The 18,325-nt window shown below is 53.3% G+C and carries 12 protein-coding genes; 10 read left to right on the top strand and 2 right to left on the bottom strand.

Annotated features, from left to right (window positions below; translation table 11 throughout):
- Positions 1-32 precede the first annotated feature (32 nt).
- The 4 genes from IEY46_RS23815 to abc-f all read left to right on the top strand — a co-directional run bounded on the left by IEY46_RS23815 (position 33) and on the right by abc-f (position 7,144).
- The gene (locus IEY46_RS23815; RefSeq protein WP_188995731.1) at positions 33-851 is read left to right on the top strand and encodes an MBL fold metallo-hydrolase; all 819 of its coding nucleotides are present in this window, start codon (positions 33-35) and stop codon (positions 849-851) included.
- A gap of 200 nt (positions 852-1,051) precedes the next feature.
- The gene (locus IEY46_RS23810) at positions 1,052-3,337 is read left to right on the top strand and encodes a glycoside hydrolase family protein (RefSeq protein ID WP_188995729.1); all 2,286 of its coding nucleotides are present in this window, start codon (positions 1,052-1,054) and stop codon (positions 3,335-3,337) included.
- A 127-nt stretch (positions 3,338-3,464) separates the two neighbouring features.
- Complete coding sequence (locus IEY46_RS23805) at positions 3,465-4,751, top strand: diguanylate cyclase domain-containing protein (RefSeq protein ID WP_188995727.1); 1,287 nt, start codon at positions 3,465-3,467, stop codon at positions 4,749-4,751.
- Between the two features lie 530 nt (positions 4,752-5,281).
- A complete protein-coding gene (gene abc-f / locus IEY46_RS23800) occupies positions 5,282-7,144 on the top strand; it encodes a ribosomal protection-like ABC-F family protein (protein WP_188995720.1) in 1,863 nt (620 codons plus the stop codon).
- Between the two features lie 136 nt (positions 7,145-7,280).
- Here the strand turns inward: abc-f and IEY46_RS23795 are convergent, their stop codons facing one another.
- Positions 7,281-9,269, bottom strand: a complete 1,989-nt coding sequence (locus IEY46_RS23795) for an alpha-amylase family protein (RefSeq protein ID WP_188995719.1) — start codon at positions 9,267-9,269, stop codon at positions 7,281-7,283.
- Positions 9,270-9,438: 169 nt separating this feature from the next.
- Here IEY46_RS23795 and IEY46_RS23790 point away from each other — a divergent pair, with 169 nt between their 5' ends.
- A complete protein-coding gene (locus tag IEY46_RS23790; protein WP_188995716.1) occupies positions 9,439-10,314 on the top strand; it encodes a helix-turn-helix domain-containing protein in 876 nt (291 codons plus the stop codon).
- Here the strand turns inward: IEY46_RS23790 and IEY46_RS23785 are convergent.
- On the bottom strand, positions 10,311-11,147 hold the full coding sequence (locus IEY46_RS23785) for a helix-turn-helix domain-containing protein (RefSeq protein WP_229750488.1): 837 nt from the start codon (positions 11,145-11,147) through the stop codon (positions 10,311-10,313). The genes IEY46_RS23790 and IEY46_RS23785 overlap by 4 nt on opposite strands.
- A 215-nt stretch (positions 11,148-11,362) precedes the next feature.
- Between IEY46_RS23785 and IEY46_RS23780 the strand changes: the two genes are divergently transcribed.
- The 5 genes from IEY46_RS23780 (at position 11,363) to IEY46_RS23760 (ending at position 18,007) form a co-directional block, all read left to right on the top strand.
- Positions 11,363-12,652 (top strand): Gfo/Idh/MocA family oxidoreductase, encoded by a 1,290-nt coding sequence (locus IEY46_RS23780; RefSeq protein ID WP_188995711.1) that lies wholly within the window; start codon positions 11,363-11,365, stop codon positions 12,650-12,652.
- A gap of 25 nt (positions 12,653-12,677) precedes the next feature.
- On the top strand, positions 12,678-14,102 hold the full coding sequence (gene uxaC / locus IEY46_RS23775) for a glucuronate isomerase (protein WP_188995709.1): 1,425 nt from the start codon (positions 12,678-12,680) through the stop codon (positions 14,100-14,102).
- 75 nt (positions 14,103-14,177) lie between these two features.
- Complete coding sequence (locus tag IEY46_RS23770; protein WP_188995707.1) at positions 14,178-14,804, top strand: SGNH/GDSL hydrolase family protein; 627 nt, start codon at positions 14,178-14,180, stop codon at positions 14,802-14,804.
- 400 nt (positions 14,805-15,204) lie between these two features.
- Positions 15,205-16,965, top strand: coding sequence for a sensor histidine kinase (locus IEY46_RS23765; RefSeq protein WP_188995705.1), 1,761 nt, complete (start codon positions 15,205-15,207; stop codon positions 16,963-16,965).
- A complete protein-coding gene (locus tag IEY46_RS23760) occupies positions 16,958-18,007 on the top strand; it encodes a response regulator transcription factor (RefSeq protein WP_188995703.1) in 1,050 nt (349 codons plus the stop codon). The genes IEY46_RS23765 and IEY46_RS23760 overlap by 8 nt, the downstream gene beginning before the upstream one ends.
- The last annotated feature ends 318 nt before the right edge of the window (positions 18,008-18,325 follow it).

Here is an 18,325-nt window from a genome sequence, read left to right as displayed (position 1 = left end):
TACGTGATATCAAGATATTGGAGGAGTGGCACATGAACATTCATGTATTGGGAACTGCGGCTTTCGAAGGTATTCCTGCTCTGTTCTGCGGCTGTGAAACGTGCAAGCAAGCCATCGAATCAGGCGGCCGCAATATTCGGACCCGGACATCGATTATGATTGATGGGGAGTTGAAGATTGATTTTCCGCCAGACACTTATTTGCATATGCTTCGCGATGGGCTTGATCTGGATAAAGTCAAGGATCTGCTGTTTACCCACTCCCATTCGGATCATTTGTATGCCGAGGATCTGGTTGCCAGGCTGAACGGTTATGCGCAATCGGGCGACGAACCCATCCATGTATACGGCCATGATAATGTACTTGCGAAATGTATGCAGGTTCTGGCATTAGAGGGCGGTCCGAAAAATAAATTTGAATTCCATCGCGTGCAGCCGTTCGAACGCTGTCAGATGCAGACAGCGTCCATACTGCCACTTCCGGCAGGACATGCCGCACTGGAAACCTGTCTCGTCTACGTTATCGAGAAGAATGGCAAGACGATCTTCCACGGCCATGACAGCGGCTGGTTCCCGGATTCCACCTGGGAGAAGTTGAAGGAACAGAAGCTGGATTTCGTTATTCTGGAATGTACAACGGGCCGTTCGCCTAATCGATATGGGCATATGAATGTCGACGCGGTATTGGAGACCAGACAGTGGATGGAAGAGAACGGCGTACTGAACCCCGGTGCGCAAATGATCGTTACCCATTTTTCACATAATGCCCATCTGCTGCATGAAGATTTGGTCGCCATATTCGAGCCCCACGGCATTCAGGTTGCTTATGACGGCATGATCGTTGAGTTATAGATAATGCACCGGGACGGTGGAGAAAAAGCGCGCCAAGGGGTATAACTTTGCCGATTGCGGCTGTTTTTTTGTCCCCGCAGCCATAAGCCAAAAAAACCGTCGTATCCTAATCATTCCGCATGTACCGGGATCTGGTCCTGTCCGTCTATAGTGAAGTTAAAAGCAGCTTCATTCAGACACAAGGGAGGATATCCATCAATATGCAGCAATCGGTGATGCGGCAGTATGCGGTAAAAGGCGAGCAATTCAAGATGGTTTTCGATTGGCTGGAAGACAAGGGCGGCTACGGCTATTCCCTTCACATTCTGGACCGGAACGGGGAATGGGTAGTGGTGTCCGCCATGGGCAACCCGCTGGTAAGAGGGAAGAGCTTCGATTTGTATCCAACGGAAATTATGGCGTTGGAAACGGGCGGGAGCTGGCTGCTGAAGGGCAGTTCCCAGGCGCGGAGCCGGGACGGCCTGTCGTTTGCCTACCCCTGGGAAGCGGCAATTGTGTATGACAGAAGCAATGACTGGCTTCAAGTGAAAGTGGAAATCCATAACGAACAGGACATTCAGCTTCAGATGGTGGAAGGCGTCGAGCCGGAAATTACCGTTGATATGGGGCTGCTCCCGCCATACGACCGGGGTGACCATGTGTGGTTCAAGACAAGCATCAACAACCCGACCAAATGGAATGATGAAGCCCACGGCAATGATTGCCCGGCGATGTATTATTATGATTCGTATTATCATTTTGATCTGATGATGTACTTCGACATGACGGATATGACCTGGATGTCCCGCGATAATATCGCCCGGTTCCTGAATTACCGCTGCGGCTTCCGGCGGCGTTACAAGCCGGCCCCGGCTTATGAGCTTGGCCTGTATGCGGACGGGTTCTCCGGAACGGCGTTCCCCGCGGGCACGCAGCGGTTTACCTATTATGTCAAAGCCAGACAGCGCCTGTCCGTGCCGACGGAAACGACAGCGCTGAAGGAACTGATAGATCATTGTCTGCAGCTTGTTCCGGCCGAGTCGCAATGGCCGGAGAAAGCGACGGACTGGGAGGACTTTACGCAGCGCTGCACCCAGGATCTGCTGGATCCGCAATGCTGGGGAGCAAACGACATCTACGACGATTATATACTGAACTATGTCAATGGCTACTCGCCCGCCTGGGAGGAAGCCTTCGAGTCGAAGAATCTGACCATTGATTTCAAAGCCAGCCCCTGCATCGACTCCGCGGCTTTCATCGGCTATCCGCTATCGGTCGTGAATGCGCTGAAATCCGGCGGCCCATATTCGGAGCTGCTGGAGCGGATATTGAATTTCACCCGCGTGTATATCCGTCATAAAACGGAGAAGAACCGGGCGCGAGTTGACTCCGGCAATGCCACGTTTCTAGAAGGGGTGGCCGGTACCTGGCAGTTTGTCTATATTCTCGAGCAGATCTGGCAGATCGCCCACCTGCATCATGATCAGGAGCTGCTGGATTATGTCCATCACGAAGTGGATGAGATTCTCATTCCGCTCAGCCGCAATGTGAATTATTTGTATCCGCTCAGCTTTGATCTGGCGACCCTGCGCCGGCACGGCAACGGTGATGCTTATATGGTCGCGGGGATTTATGCTTATTTTATGCTGAATGTATACAAGGCAACTGGCCAGCCCCGTTACCTGGAAGAAGCGCAGCGTTCCATCCGGCCGCTGCTGGCGCTGCCCGTTAATTCGCTCTCCCAGGAGGTATTCATGTTCGGCTTGGGGATTCAAGCTGCTTCAGAGCTGTATAAGCTGACAGGGGAAGCGGAGTACAAGGAGATTTACGATTATCTGCTTGCCCAGAACCTGCGGATGATGTATTGGTTCGATGACAACACCAAGGAGGAATACCGGGACTACAACACCTTCGCGATGTTCCAGGCCTGTACGCCGATCATTTATCCCGCTTTCTTCGAGAATATCGAATGTCTGGCGCGGATTGCCTCGACTCTGGACACGAATGAAGCGGGTGTCGGACTGCTCCGGGTTCTGAACCATGCCCGCAAAAACAATCTGTATCTGTTCCCGCAATGCCTGCCCGAGAACCGTCACAGCTCCAATCTGATGTATATCCCGTTTGAGAATCTCGGCGTCCTTGAGGATGAGAAAACCGGCTGGATCGGACAGGAAATCTATGGCTGCGGACAAGTCTATCAGGCTTATCTAATGTGGGAGGCTTTCGGCAAATCCAGCGACCGGGATGTGATGGTGCTGAACCTGGACAATTACAAGATCGCAGATCTGGAGGGGGTCAGAAATCTGGAGGTGTCCTTCATCGTCTATAATCCGGAAGCGGTGGAGAAAACCTTCGATATTACGCTGTCCGAGCATCTGAGCGCTGCACATGCTCGGATCGGCATGAATACTGAATCGCTTGACCGCACAATCCAGGCCGCCGACGGCAAGGTAACGCTGACTCTTAGGCCGGATGAATATGTGTATATGAAGATCGCCAAATCCTAGCAAACTGGGAACGGCAGACGGGCCCGTCCAACCTTTTAAGAGGAGGACGGGTTTTTTTTGTCGATTAATGGCTGGTTATGTAGTATTTTAAAGGAGGCTTTCTTATTTCCAGAAATGAGGGATTTTTTTGATACTGCAGTTATTAATACCTGCCGGACGTTTCGGGAGACAGATTTACAACACGGTGCTTATTTCGGCAGGTGTCTTTATTTTATTCGTTTGCGCCAGCTTCATCATGGTCAATCATGCCTTTGAAAAAAGCCAGTCCGCTGCAGTGCGGTTCGATACTCTGGAGGGACAGCTGAATTTGCTGCACCAGTCGCTTGTGGACCAGGAAACCGGGCAGCGCGGTTACGATTTGACGGGGAAGGAGCTGTTTCTGGAGCCTTATGAGAGTGGAACCCGTCTATATATGGAGACAGCGGAAAAGATTCGCGCCAATCCCGATTTGCATGAAAGAATGAGACAAGCTGCGGATCTCGCCATTGAAAAAGGTCTGGTCTGGCATGATCACTACGGCAGCGTGCAGGTCGTAAGCAAGAAGAGGGGAGCAACGGTGACGGAAGTGGATTTGCTGGACGGAAAAAGCTCATTCGATGCTTTCCGGTTCGCGGTCAAGGATGCGCTCAGGGTGCTCCGGCTGGAAAAGGAAGAATCGACCAGGTCGCTTTATTATGATGTTATCCAAATTTTTGCGGTGGTCAGCTCGATCATGCTGGCTTCTATTGCTGCTTATGTCATCTATTTATCCGGCAATATCCGCAAAGTCTCCAGCACGATGCATTCGCTCTCCGAAGCCGTCCAATCGTATGCCGAAAAGAAGTTTGATGTGCCTGTCCCCAATCACAGCAACAATGATGAGCTCAGACAACTGATCAACGGAATCGACGCCATGCGGATGGAGCTGAATGAGAAATTCATCCATATTGAAACGATGGCGGATACGGACGGCCTGACAGGCATCCCCAATCGGCGTTATCTGGACGAGAAGCTGCAGCAAGCGCTGGCCAAGGCGCAGGAGGAAGGGCAGCAGATGGCATTCATTTTATGCGACGTCGATAAATTCAAAATGTTTAACGATACGTACGGACATCTGGAGGGAGACCGGGTGCTCAAGCATGTAGCCCGGCTGCTGGCTTCGCATATGGGACCTGTCGGGCTCGTAGCCCGCTATGGGGGAGAAGAGTTCAGTGTCCTGCTGCCGTCCGAGGGTCTGCAATCCGCTGTACAATATGCGGAGCATCTTAAGAATGCGCTGCATCATTTTCCTCTGCCGCCCTACCAGGTTACCATGAGCTTTGGCGTCTCCGAATACCGCGATGGCGACACGGCCAGCAGTTTGATCGAGCGTGCGGACAAAGCGATGTACCAAGCGAAATCAAGCGGACGGGACTGTGTGCGGACGGAAGAATAACCCTGCCAGGACTTCAGGATTATAGAGGCAGTTAAGGCTGTAATCCGCAGTAAAGCTTGAATACGGGGCGTAAATGGGTATATAATGAAAAAGTTCCACTATACCAAAGAATGTACGGAGGACCCACGCCGATGAAGTAATCACATGCATCCCGGGATAACTTGTTAATAAGCAAGCAGCGTTCGTCTGTCATGGCGGACAGGTCTGGGATACGTGTGTCATCGCGAGGGGACTCTTTTTTATATCAGCACTGATCGTTATGCGGGGAGAAAGCGGTTCTGCCACCGGAGCATCGTTTAAGTTCTGCCAGGCTCGTTTCTTTCCCTTCTAAGCTTAAGTATGAATGCATCGCAGGCGCACGGGCACACTGTTGTACGTTATTTTCAGCGGGTCTTGCCGTCGGCCGCACAGCCCTGCTTGCATTCCCGCTGCTATATTGCTTTCCCTCACTGCACATGTTGAGACCGCTGGCTGCTGGCTGCGGTTTTTTGTGTTTTCCACCATCGGAGAGGATTAAGGGGGAATGACAGATGCATATCCTGAAGGCTTCTGGACTGAAGCATGAATACGGCGGAGAACCGCTGTTTGAAGACATTGATATGGAGATCAGAACCGGCGAGCGGGTCGCTCTGTTCGGGACTAACGGAATCGGGAAAACGACGCTGCTCCAAGGCCTGCTTGGAAGAATCCAGCTGACTCACGGCTCCATTCAACGGATGATTCCGCTCGCTGACTGGGGGTCCTTAGACCAGCAGGTTGAAGAAGGCGGCGAGCTGTCTGTTCTGGAATTTGTCAAGCATGGATCGGTTGAGCTTTATCAGCTGTCATCTAAGCTGAAGGAGCTGCAGACACGCTTAAGCACAGCGGCTGCGGAATCCGCGGGTGTTATGGAGGATTACAGCCAAGCTTATGACCGATTTATGCAGTTGGATGGCTACGGCTGGGAAGTGAGGGTGGAGAAATGTCTCCAACAGCTGAAGCTGGAACCGGCTCTATGGCCGCAGCCCTTCCGCCAGCTGAGCGGAGGGCAGAAGACGAGGGCGCAACTGGCCGCTTTAATGGTCCGGGAGCCCGAATTTATTGTGTTGGATGAGCCGACCAATCATTTGGATGCGCAGATGCTGAATTGGCTGGAGGAATGGGTATGCGCCTACCCCGGAACCGTGTTGTATGTATCCCATGACCGCACATTCATCGACCGGACGGCAACCGTTGTGATGGAACTGTCGCGCCATGATTGCCGCCGGTATCCCGGCGGCTACAAGGATTACTGTGGACAGAAGGAATTGGAGCGGCGGACGCAGGAGACGCTTTATGCCAGGCAGGAACAGGAGAAAGAGAAGCTTCTGGAGAGTATCCGACGTTATTCGCAATGGTTCCAGCAATCACATAAGGCCGCTGGGCAAAATGATTTTTACCGGTCGAAAGCAAAAAAGAATGTTTCCCGCATGCATGCCAAAGGGTCGGCGCTGGAGAAGCTGGAGCGGGAACGGGTGCAGAAGCCGCGCGATGCGGCGCGGTTGAACATGCGGCTGGAGGATGAAGGTTTTGCCGCTTCAACGCTGCTGCGTATGGAGCAAGCGGCCTTTGCCTATTCGGGCAAACCCGCTTTGCTCCGCGACTTCGGGCTGACGGTGAACCGGGGCGACCGGCTTGCGATTCTGGGTCCCAACGGTGCGGGCAAATCCACGCTGCTGAAGCTGGCAGGAGGCCTTCTTTCGCCGATCAGCGGGAGCGTGCAGCTTCATCCGCAGACGAGAATCGGTTATTTTGCCCAGGAGCTCGGCAATCTCGACGAGGAGGAAACCCTTCTGGGCAGCCTGCTTTCCCTCCCGGAAATGACGGAATCGCAAGCCAGGACTATTCTCGGCTGCTTTATGTTCAAGCGGGATGAGGTTTTCAGGAAAATCGCCGATCTGAGCATGGGCGAGAAATGCCGGGTCGCATTTCTGAAGCTGTATTTTGGCCGCTTCAATCTGTTGGTGCTTGATGAGCCGACCAACTACCTGGATATCGATACCCGGGAGCGTGTGGAAGAAGCGCTCCAGCAATATCCAGGAGCGCTTCTGCTGGTTACGCATGACCGCTATTTGATCCGCAGAACGGCCAATCGGCTTATCGTGCTGGACAAAAAGGAGCCGCCGCAGCTGTTCCCCGGAACCTATGAGGAATACGAGGCCCGGGGCCGGAGCCGTCCGCTTGACGCGGTGGAGCAGGAACAGGCCAACGAATGCGGGAAGCTTGAGCTTCGCCTCGCCCGGCTCATGCAGGAAGCCGAGCCGGAGACCGACCTGCAGAAGCAGGTGCTCCTGCAGGAAATGAAAGGACTCCAGCAGCAGATTGCGCAATTGAAAGGAAGGCAGGACCTTGTCAAACGAACCCATCCCCTCTGAACGTTACCGTCACTCCCGTCCCTTCAGGAGACGGACACATTGGGAGCTTATATTTTCCGGCTAATGGATCCCGATAGATAATAACAAGCAGGCAAGCCGCATAGCGGCTTGCCTGCTGTTGTTCATCGCTTATCTATTAGGTCTCAATAACGACCATTTGATGGCATTCCAGATAGGGAACCGTATATTCAATGACGGTTCCATTCTGCCTGTAAGGAAGTTCTGTTCCCTGCGGAGCAAGATAGACGCGTTTAGCGGCTTCCGGCAGATCTAGAGCGACCTCAATATCACGAAGCGGGACGATATCTTCGATGACTTCGATGCCATTCCCACGTTTCACCGGGGAAGCGTAGAGCAGATGATTGACATAACGTGCCTGCTGTGGCTGGCGCTGGAGCGTGACCACGCCCTGCGCCGGAAGATTGGTGCGCAGCGTGATGTCCGGAAGCAGCCGGCGCAAAGCCCACATTATCGATTCCTTGAGGATCAGGCTGCCCTTGGTGGCATAATCCTCGAACACATTCCAGGCGATATAGATACCGTTTGCGCTTTCCGTCATGCCGGGACCCGCATTGTTGCCGCTGGTCGGCGTATGCTGGTGGGAGCAGAAGGTGAATATATCACGGTTGAAATATGGGTCCTCGCGGTGTCCCAGCTCTGTGCCGCCGCTGCTGAGCCTGATTTTCTGACCCTGCGAATAGAAAATATAAGCGGCGCTTCCGAGTGCGGGAAGCTCGAAATGCGGGCGGAAATAATCCGGCCGGTATGGATTTTCGCCCAGCCATTCCGCTCCCAAATCAATCGCAAAACCTTCCTGCCCCTGTCCCCCGGTGCCTTCTGCTGCCCGCAGAGCGCTCTCGCCGGTTGCCAGAAGCTTGCCTCCCTGCGCGAGATAGTTTTCAAGCTTAACCGTCAAGGCATCGCCGTCTGTCAGACGAATATGGTCAGGAAGAATGATGACCCGGTAGGCCCCAAATTCAGCCTCCTTGTCAATGACGTCAAACAGCATCTTGCCTTCCAGGAGCATGCGCACGGCTCCAACGTCGGAGTTGTTGTTCCGGTCCTGATGCGCCGTGCCGGCGGCTTCCTCCGAAAGAAGGGCGATATCGGCAACAGCTTCAGCGTCAACGCACCAAGCTTCCTTGGCCTCTGCTTCCGAATAAGCGGCACCGATCAGAGAGTAGGTGGCCTCATCCATCAAGCCTTCGGGATGAAGCTGGTCACCGATGGAGCAGCGTGCCCCGTTGGCGAGGTTGAGCGCGACTTCATAGCGCAGTGCGTTGGGATGCTTATAGCCGCCGAACTCTCCCCAGGAGGTGTGGAATTTCCCGGTCATCCCCAGATAAGGCATGCCCAGCGTCTGGGCGTACCGTGCCGAGAGCGGGAAATGGTCGTAGCCCCATCCGCCTGTAGGCAGGGACTCCAGCTCCAGATGCGAGTTCATCTGCGCCAAATCCCGCCGGCCGCGCTGGATATGTCCGCCATTATGGAAGATCGGCATATCCGGCTTGATGGCGTGAATCGCCTCTTCGACGGACTTGGTGTAGTTTGCATAGATCTTCTCGCCTTGCGCCGCAATGACGTTCTCATCCCGGGGATCGAGTCCCTGGGCGCGGATGTCGGCGATGCAATATTGACAATAACATTTGCGCACGCCCACAATATCCAGGAAAATGCCGTCGGCATCGTACCGGCTGGTTACTTCCTCAATCTGCTTCAACAGCACCTGCAGATAAGGCGTGTTCATGCAGAACTCATGATAACCGGGCGCCATGAAGCCTTTGACCCACTGGGTCTGATCGTCCTTATTGCGGACCAGCCATTCCGGATGTCTTCGCGTAAGCTTCTCATCCAGTCCGGCCGAGATATAGACCGGAGTTTTGACGTCGATTTCGTGGGCCGCCTCAATCATGGTGCCAAGCAGATCGAAGTCCAGGCCGGGATGGATTTCATTAGCTTCGGAAGGATGGTATGCCCAGCCATGATGGCATTTGGAGAAAATGGTGATGGAATCGACATGCCCTTTCCGGAGCATATGTTGAAATTGCTGTTTGTCAAAGGATTTGCCGATGCCGTCAATCATTTCAGAAGTGTGGAAATCAAGATGGACCTGTCTGAATCGCATATTGCAAACAACCCCTTAGCGTATAATCGTGGTAAAATGGAAAGAGATGCGTGGACTGCTGGATTACAGGATATCTCCCAGCTATAATCTATCGCAACCGACCTGTTCCGTATAGGCACGTAAGCGATTTCAATAGGACGATATCGACTTTTTGGAGGAGGGTATAGGGATGGATTGCCTGCAGCTGTCAATACCGCCAATCCCGCAGTTTATGACCGTCGGGCATTCGGTCTGGAAGCCCGGGGATTGTCATTTTGAGCGGACCTTTCAGGTTTACGATATGCTGATCGTGACCAGAGGGACGATGTATATGGCGGAAGACGGGGAGCCGTATGCCATTGAAGCAGGGGGAATGCTGGTGCTGGAAGCGGGCAGGACACATGCCGGATACCGGGCCTGCGAGGAGGATACGGAGATTTACTGGCTTCATTTTGTCCATCGGGGACCGGCGCTACGGGTGAAGGCCGATCATATTCCATGGTCCTCGATCCGCAGCAGGAACACCGATATGGATACCGAGCCGGCGGAGCATTATATGTTCATTCCCAAATTCGCGAGCGGCCTGGACCTTGCGCCGCTTATTCCCACCCTCCAGGCCATGCTAGACTTGCACCGCAGCCTACAGCTTTTCGGCGCGCTTCAGCTGCATTCGTATCTGGCCAGGCTGTTCACCCAACTGCAGTCGATCGTGGCGGCCGAGCAGCAGCCGTCCAAGTCGCTGCAGATCAGCAGGGAGGCGGAGAAATTTCTGCGCCGCAGCATGGAGCAGCCTTTCTCCTCCGGTGCTCTTGAAGCGGCGCTGTCGTATCATTTCGACTATATAACCCGCTGCCTGAAGAAGCATACGGGAATGAGTCCCATGAAATACCTGCAATATATGCGGATTGAAGAGGCCAAGAAGCTGCTTGTCCAGACCCGGGATTCCGTACCGGTCATCGCCGGGAAGGTCGGCATCCCGGATTATAATTATTTTATCCGCGTTTTCCGCAGGCAGGCTGGACAGGCTCCGGGTGCGTACCGCCGCGAGCGTCAAGGTTTTGTTTAGCTTTCCTGCCCGCCGGTAAGGAGCGGCCGGTTGGCGCTGCGGTAGGCGCGCGGCGGGAGCCCGGCCATTTTCTTGAAGGCTTTGCCGAAGTGGGAGAAATTATCGAAGCCGGTTCGGAGCGCGATTTCGGTAATTTGAAGCCCGCTCTCGCGCAGCAGCCGCTGGGCTTCCTTCAGGCGTAGCAAGTTCATATACTCTGTGAATGCAAACCCTGTCGCAGATTTGAAGATGCGGCTTAAATAATAGGAGCTGATGTCAAATTGCTGCGCTACGCCCGTCAGGGACAGCGGCTCCGCGTAATGGTCGTTCAGATATTGAACGACCTTAATCATTCGTACATGCATAGGGGAATCTTCTTCGCCCGTGACCGCTGGCCCTTCGTCATTCCGGCCAGGAGCGCGCGCTGCCATCAACAGAAGCTCGACCATGGCATGACGAAGGCGGACCGCATAGCCCGCTTCCTGTTCCCGCATTTCCTTCATGATCCCGCTGATGATCCGCTTTAGCTCGGGAAACTGCCTAGCCGGAAGGGAAACAACCGGACATTCGCGCGTGAAAGGCTCCGTCAACAGCGCCGTTTCCCCAGGATAGGCCCGCTCCAGCCATTCATGCCGCAGACTGATGACGATCCGTTCATGATCGGGTATTCCGGTATCCGAGGTTTTGTGCAGCACCTGCCTGCCGATAAACACCAGATCGCCCGCTTTGACCCGGTATGAACGGTCCTTCACAAAATACATCCGCTCGCCCTCGCACAAATAATACACCTCGTAATGAGGATGGAAGTGGTTCGCCGTCATTGAGAAATGACCTTTGCGTTTCACGTAATCCATGTCCCAGTCTCCAGAAGGCTCATAATAGCTATTTCTAACCAAGGTACCCATTCGATTCCTTCACACCCCATGACATTCGCTTGTTTTATGTAGATTATAGCAATATAAGCGGGGTTTGGGGCATTTCAAGCATAATCTGCGGTGAAAAATCGTTTTATTTGCGCTAAAGTTAAGCGTAACAAACGAATTTAATTCTGGATGAAAGTGGTGGCATAATGGCACAACGCAAAAAATATGTATTGATCGGTACGGGCGGAAGGGCGGAATTTTTCTACGGGGCACTCGCCTTGCATTACCGGGAAACCTCCGAGCTGACTGCCTTCTGTGATATCAACGGGACCCGTATGGCTTATGCGAACAAGCTGCTAAAGGACAAATATAATCATCCCGAGGTGCGTACCTACCGTGCGGATCAATTTGAGGAGATGATCCGGGAGGAAAGGCCGGATGCCGTGATCATCACAACGGTGGACCGCACGCATCATCGTTATATGATCCAGGCCATGGAGCTTGGCTGTGATGTCGTGACGGAGAAGCCGATGACGGTCGACGAAAACAAGCTCCAGGAAATTCTCGATGCGGTGAAGCGCACAGGACGCAAGGTGAGAGTTACCTTCAACTACCGCTACGCGCCCCATCATACGAAAGCGCGCGAGCTGATTATGGACGGGGCGATCGGCCGCGTCAATTCGATCCATTTTGAATGGCTGTTGAACACGCAACATGGCGCGGATTATTTCCGCCGCTGGCACCGGGACAAACGCAACAGCGGCGGGCTGCTGGTGCATAAATCGACCCATCATTTCGATCTGGTCAATTTCTGGATTGGTTCCGAGCCCAAGTCCGTATTTGCTTACGGCGACCTGATGTTCTATGGCCGTGAGAATGCAGAGAGCCGCGGTGTAACGGAATTCTATGAGCGTGCCACGGGCAATCCGCTGGCGAAGGACGATCCGTTCGCCCTGCATCTGGATGATAACGAGCATCTGAAGGCGATGTATCTGGATGCCGAACACGAGGACGGCTACCGCCGGGACCAAAGCGTATTCGGCGACGGCATTTCCATTGAGGACACGATGGGTGTGCTTGTGAAATATAAGAGCGGAGCCATTCTGACGTATTCCTTGAATGCTTATCTTCCTTGGGAAGGCTACCGGATCGCGTTTAATGGAACCAAAGGGCGGCTGGAGATGACGATTGTGGAGAAATCCTACGTTAATTCCGGCGGCGACAAAGCGCAGGAGGGCGCAGTGGAAGGCATCTCGATAACCATTTATCCGATGTTCGACGCTCCTTATACGGTGAAAGTCGAAGAAGGGGAAGGCGGTCATGGCGGCGGCGATCCTGTACTGCTCAACGATGTATTCGGCGAGCCGGTGCCGGATAAATTCAACCGTGCCGCCGATCATCGCGATGGCGCGATGTCGATCCTGACGGGGATTGCCGCCAACCGCTCCATACGTACCGGATTGCCCGTTCAAGTCAGCGATCTTGTGAAGTTCTAGAATATCCGAAAGGGAGTGGCTGGATATGAAACCATTTATGGATGACAACTTTCTGCTGAACAATCAGACGGCTATTGACCTGTATCACAGCTTTGCCAAGGACATGCCGATCATTGATTACCACTGCCATTTAAGTCCGCAGGAAATATACGAGAACAAGTCGTTCCGCAACCTGACCGATGTCTGGCTGTCCGGGGACCACTACAAATGGCGCGCATTAAGAAGCAATGGGGTCGAGGAGCAGCTCATAACCGGGGATGCCCCCGACCGGAACAAGTTCGATGCCTGGGCCGCTACCGTCCCGGTAACACTGGGTAATCCTTTGTATCACTGGTCTCATCTGGAGCTCAAACGATTCTTCGGCATTGACGAACTCATTAATCTCAAGAATGCGGGTGTCATCTGGGAAAAGGTGAATACGCTGCTGGCCGGCGGGGGATACGGCGCACGGGATTTAATTACCCGTTCCAGGGTCAAGGTCATCTGTACAACGGATGATCCGGCCGATTCGCTGGAATACCATATCAAGCTGAAGGAAGACGCTGGCTTTGACACCATGGTTCTGCCCTCGTTCCGTCCGGACAAAGGCCTGGAGATTAACCGCGCCACCTTCAGACCCTGGATCGACCGTTTGGGCGAAGCCGTCGGACAGCCGATCGCAAGCTACGGGGAGCTGCTTTCTGCCCTCGAAGCGCGTATACGATTCTTCGATTCCATCGGGTGCCGGGTATCGGACCATGCACTGGATTATGTTCCGTATGCGGCGGCAACAGAGGAAGAGGCCGCTGCAATATTCGCGAAAGCGTTGCAGGGGGCGGAAGTGAGCCACCTCGAAGAACAGCAATACAAGACCTGGACCTTGCTGTTTCTGGGTCGGCAGTACAATAAGCTTGGCTGGGCCATGCAGCTTCATATTAACGCATCCCGGAACAATAACAGCCGGATGTTTGCAAGGCTCGGTCCTGACACGGGTTATGATTCCATTAACGACAGCCAGGTTGCTTATCCGCTCACCAGACTGCTGGATGCGCTGGAGACGGAGAACGCGCTGCCCAAGACGATTCTGTATTCCCTCGATCCGGTCAACTACCCGATTCTGGCTACCGTGATGGGCAGCTTTCAGGGAGGCGGCGTTGCGGGCAAAATGCAGCTGGGCTCCGCCTGGTGGTTCAATGACACGAAGGATGGCATGCTGGTACAGATGAATACGCTGGCGAACATCGGACTGCTCAGCCGTTTTGTCGGCATGCTGACGGACTCGCGCAGCTTCCTGTCCTATACGCGCCATGAATATTTCCGCAGGCTGCTCTGCGATATGCTTGGCGATTGGGTGGAGAAAGGCGAAGCCCCCCATGACCGCGAGCTGCTGGGTACAATGGTACAGGATATTTGTTATCATAATGCACAGCGGTATTTTGGATTTCGGCAGCAGGATCGCCGCAAGGCATGACCCCTTTTTCAAGAAAATACTCATCTACCCACTCTATAGAGGCACGTGTATAATAATGTACCGGAGGTGTTTATCATGACCATAATCGATGATAACGCAATAGTATTATTTCAAGGAGACAGTATTACCGATGCTGGACGCAACCGGGAAGACGGGAACAGCCTGGGCAGTGGATATGCCAATCTTGCGACCGCACTGTTCACCAGCAAATATCCGCAGAAGCAGGTCCGCTTCCTTAATCGGGGAATCGGCGGGGACCGGGTGGTGGATCTGGAGCGCAGATGGCAGCAGGATTGCCTTGATCTGAAGCCGACCTGGCTGTCGGTCTATATTGGAATCAACGACACATGGCGCCGTTATGACAGGGGCATTCCGATGAGCACGGAGGAATACATAACCACTTACCGCAAGCTGATCACACAGGCGAAGGATCAGTTGAATGTCAATCTGATTCTGGTCGAACCATTTGTGCTTCCCGTAAACGACGCCCAGAAGAGCTGGAGGGAAGATCTGGATCCGAAGATTCAGGCGGTCCGCGAGCTTGCCGGCGAGTTCAAAGCCCTGTACGTGCCGCTTGACGGCTTGTTTGCCCAGGCGAGCACACAGACGGGACCGGCCTATTGGGCTCCGGATGGCGTTCATCCTTCCCCGGCAGGCAGCGCTCTGATCGCCCAGGCATGGCTGAATGCAGTGAAAGCATAAACCCGCATTATTGAAATTTAATGAGCCGGTATCTGTACACGATGCAGATACCGGCTTTTTCATTGCCGCAAAGACTGTTGTGGAGCGGGAAGATCCCGTGCACCTCCAGGCGGGGGTTTTTTTTGTTCCAATCACCGCAGTAATTTGTTCCTGCTTTTCCCCTAGTGGAAGAAAACAACCCTATGAAAGCAAAGGGAAGCGTTTGGAACCCGCCGGCCTACAGGTACAATAAGGATATCAAGTTGCGAAGAGCAAGGCGGCAGCGGGTTCGGGAAAGCAGCGAATACGGGCAGACAACCGGTCTGCTCGTATTTTGATATATCCGCTTGCGAAGCATAGGCGAAGCGGGGAATGTGTTTTATACTGGGAACAGAATCATTGCAGCAGGGAGGACCGCGTCATGGAGCGTGCCGGCAAAACACCGTGGAACCATATCCTGTGGCCGGGTACATTAAAAGGCAGATTGAGCATTCTGCTGGTCATCGTTACCATTACGCCGATTGTGCTGATTGGCTTCACTTCCTATTATTGGATGTATAAAGTCCAGTTGGAGAAAATCAGCGCAAACTATCAGTCCATCGTCAACAATGAGCAGGAAGCGGTCCAGAAGGTTTTCACCAACCTCAGCAGCGTCTCGCAATTGCTGGTCGTCGAAGGAGGGCTTGGCGCCGATGTCATCGATTATTTAACGACTAACGATCCTCTCGACAAAACAAATCTGTTTCTGAATATCGATAAGTCCCTGACTAATATTATTTTTTCGAATCCCAATGTGAATGCGCTGTTCTTCTATTTGCCGGATTACACCCCCCGTATCCAATTCGAATCGGCTCCGCTCAAAACCGAATATACATTGGGGGATTTTGGGAAAGTGTCGTTTGAACCGTTGTTTGGCGCCAATCAGCTGACCTTCCATGCCCCCCATCCATCGGCCCTCGCCGGGCATGACGAGCTGGTTGTTTCGCTGACGCGGACGATCAAATACCGGTCGGACAATATCTATTACGTGTATCTGGAAACGAAATTCGACGAACTGATCCACTCTCTCTCGGACGGAATCATTGGCGCTGCGCCTTCACAGGTGCTCGTCGATGCCGAAGGTACGGTGATGTACAGCGATATCCCGGAAACTGTGCATACAGGCATCCCGTTTGCGGAGCAATCCGCGGCGATTAAACCCTACAAGCTGTTCACTTCTTCCAATCCCAGCGGCTGGGCGCTGCATTCGCTTGTTTCCCTTCATGATTACCAGAAGGAAATCAAACAATGGCAGTGGCAATTCATGCTGATGGCTGCTTTGTCGCTGCTGGTCACCATTGCCGCCGCATCGTATATTTGGAGGATGGTGTACCGGCCTCTTCAACGGATCAACCGGGAGATCAAGCGGTTCAGCCATAATCAGAGCGAGCGGATGGGCTTGCAGACGCATCTGCAGGAATTCGATATGCTGTTCAGCAGCTTCAAGGATATGCGGGAGAAAATCGTTGACCTTATCATGGAGGTGGAGCAGAAGGAGAAACGCCGCGGGGAGCTCGAGGTCGAGAAGCTGATGTCGCAGATCAATCCCCATTTTCTGCACAACTCGTTGAATACCATTCAATGGCTGGCGCGGGCGAACGGACAGACGGAGATTTTTAACCTCGTTAAGGTGTTCACCCGTGTGCTTCATTATAATCTGGGGAAAAGCAGCATGATTGTCACGATCTCCGAGGAGATCGGCGCTCTGCATGATTATATTGAGCTGCAGAACATTCGTTACGATCATCGTTTTAGCGTTCAGGTGGATGCGGAGTCCGGCCTGGCGGATGTGCCGATTCCGCGTTTTGTGCTTCAGCCGCTCGTCGAGAACGCGCTCTATCATGGATTGCTTAGCGAGCAGGGGGATATTCGTGTGGTCATCAGCAGAGCCGACGCGGGGTTCGTCTCCATTACCGTTGCGGACAATGGCAAAGGAATTCCCCCGGAGAAAATCCGCCAGCTGCTGGAGGGAGAAGGCAGTAGGAAAACGGGGCTTGGCATCGGGCTGAATTATGTCCGGAAAATGCTGGGTGTCTACTATGATCAACAGGCGGAGATGACAATTGAAAGCGTGGTTAATGAGGGAACCCGCATCGCAATCGTGATGCCGGACCGTGTGAAGGGAGAGGATTACCGTGATTAAGGCGCTGCTGGTGGAGGATGAGCCGCTTGTCCGTAGAGGCATTCGCAGCATGATGCCCTTCGAGCAGTTCGGCATGAGGCTTGTAGGGGAAGCTTCCTCGGGGGAAGAAGCGCTGGAAGCGCTTGGCCGGGGAGAGGTGGATCTGCTGTTCACAGATATTTCCATGCCGGGCATGGACGGTCTGGAATTCATCGGTATCGTCCGGGACAAATACCCGCATATCCGCTGCGTGGTGCTGACCTGTCACCAGGAATTCGACTTCCTTCAGCGGGCCATGCGGCTGGGAGCCATTGACTATATTGTGAAAACGCAGCTGGATGACGATTCTGTTAGGGAGCTTCTGCAGCGGGTGTCCGCGCAGTTTGAGCAGCCTTCCGACAAGCAGGGCGCCGAGGGGCCCGGGCTGGAGGCATCGGCTGACCAGGCCGATCTGGAGCAGGTATGGAGGTCGATCGGCTGGCTGCTCGATCATGCAGCTCTGGAAGATATGCTGGCTGCGACCGTCAAGTCGCTTCAGGCGGCGGAGTGGAAGCAGCTGCTGGGGCGGGTGCTGGACAATTGGCTGGTTACATGTCCGGTGTTGGAAACGCTTCGGTCCATGGAGTCAGCGCTCGCCGCTGCGGAGACGATAAACGCCTTGAAGGAGTGGGTCAGGCAGTTCCGGCATGAAGCCCTGAGCCTGCTGCGCAACACGATGTATTCGGAGGAGGTCATTCATGCCATTCTCCGGTCGGTGGATCTGCTCAACAAACACGCGGGCGAGAAAATCAACCAGGCGGAAATTTGCAAGGAAATCAATATGAGCATCAGTTACTTCAGCAAATGCTTCAAGGAGATTGTCGGCATCTCTTTTGTCGCTTATGCCCAGGACATGAATATCAGGCTGGCCCAGCATTTGCTGCAAACGACCAATCACCCGATTTACCAGATCGCGGAGCAGTCCGGCTTTCAGGATGAGAAATATTTCGGCAAGATCTTCCGGCAGAAGTCGGGGAAATCGCCGAGCGAGTATCGGATGCAATATCGGGGAAACGGGATATGACGGGATATGAGGGGCATGTCCTCCCCAAAATTTAAAGGGAGCCTTCTGTTTAAAGAAGGCTCCCTTTTTTTCTGGAAATATGGTTATGTTAAACTTCAATGTTGATAATCGACCAAAAGAAAACCGCCCAATGAAAAGGCGGTTCTCTGAACTATGTTCTCATATTAATCGGATTCCTTATTATCGTCTCTTAGTCGAATTACATTGATAAAGCTGAATATTAGGATAAATATTGAACCCCAAAAAATATATGGTCCTATGCTGAATAGTCCAAGCACGGAAAATGCTGTACAAAGAAAACCGATTAGTAAGGACATT

Origin of the sequence: Paenibacillus nasutitermitis (genome assembly GCF_014641075.1) — a bacterium.
Taxonomy (GTDB): domain Bacteria; phylum Bacillota; class Bacilli; order Paenibacillales; family Paenibacillaceae; genus Paenibacillus_Z; species Paenibacillus_Z nasutitermitis.
The sequence above is the reverse complement of the archived record's forward strand: the minus strand, read 5'-3'. Positions and strand labels throughout refer to the sequence as shown.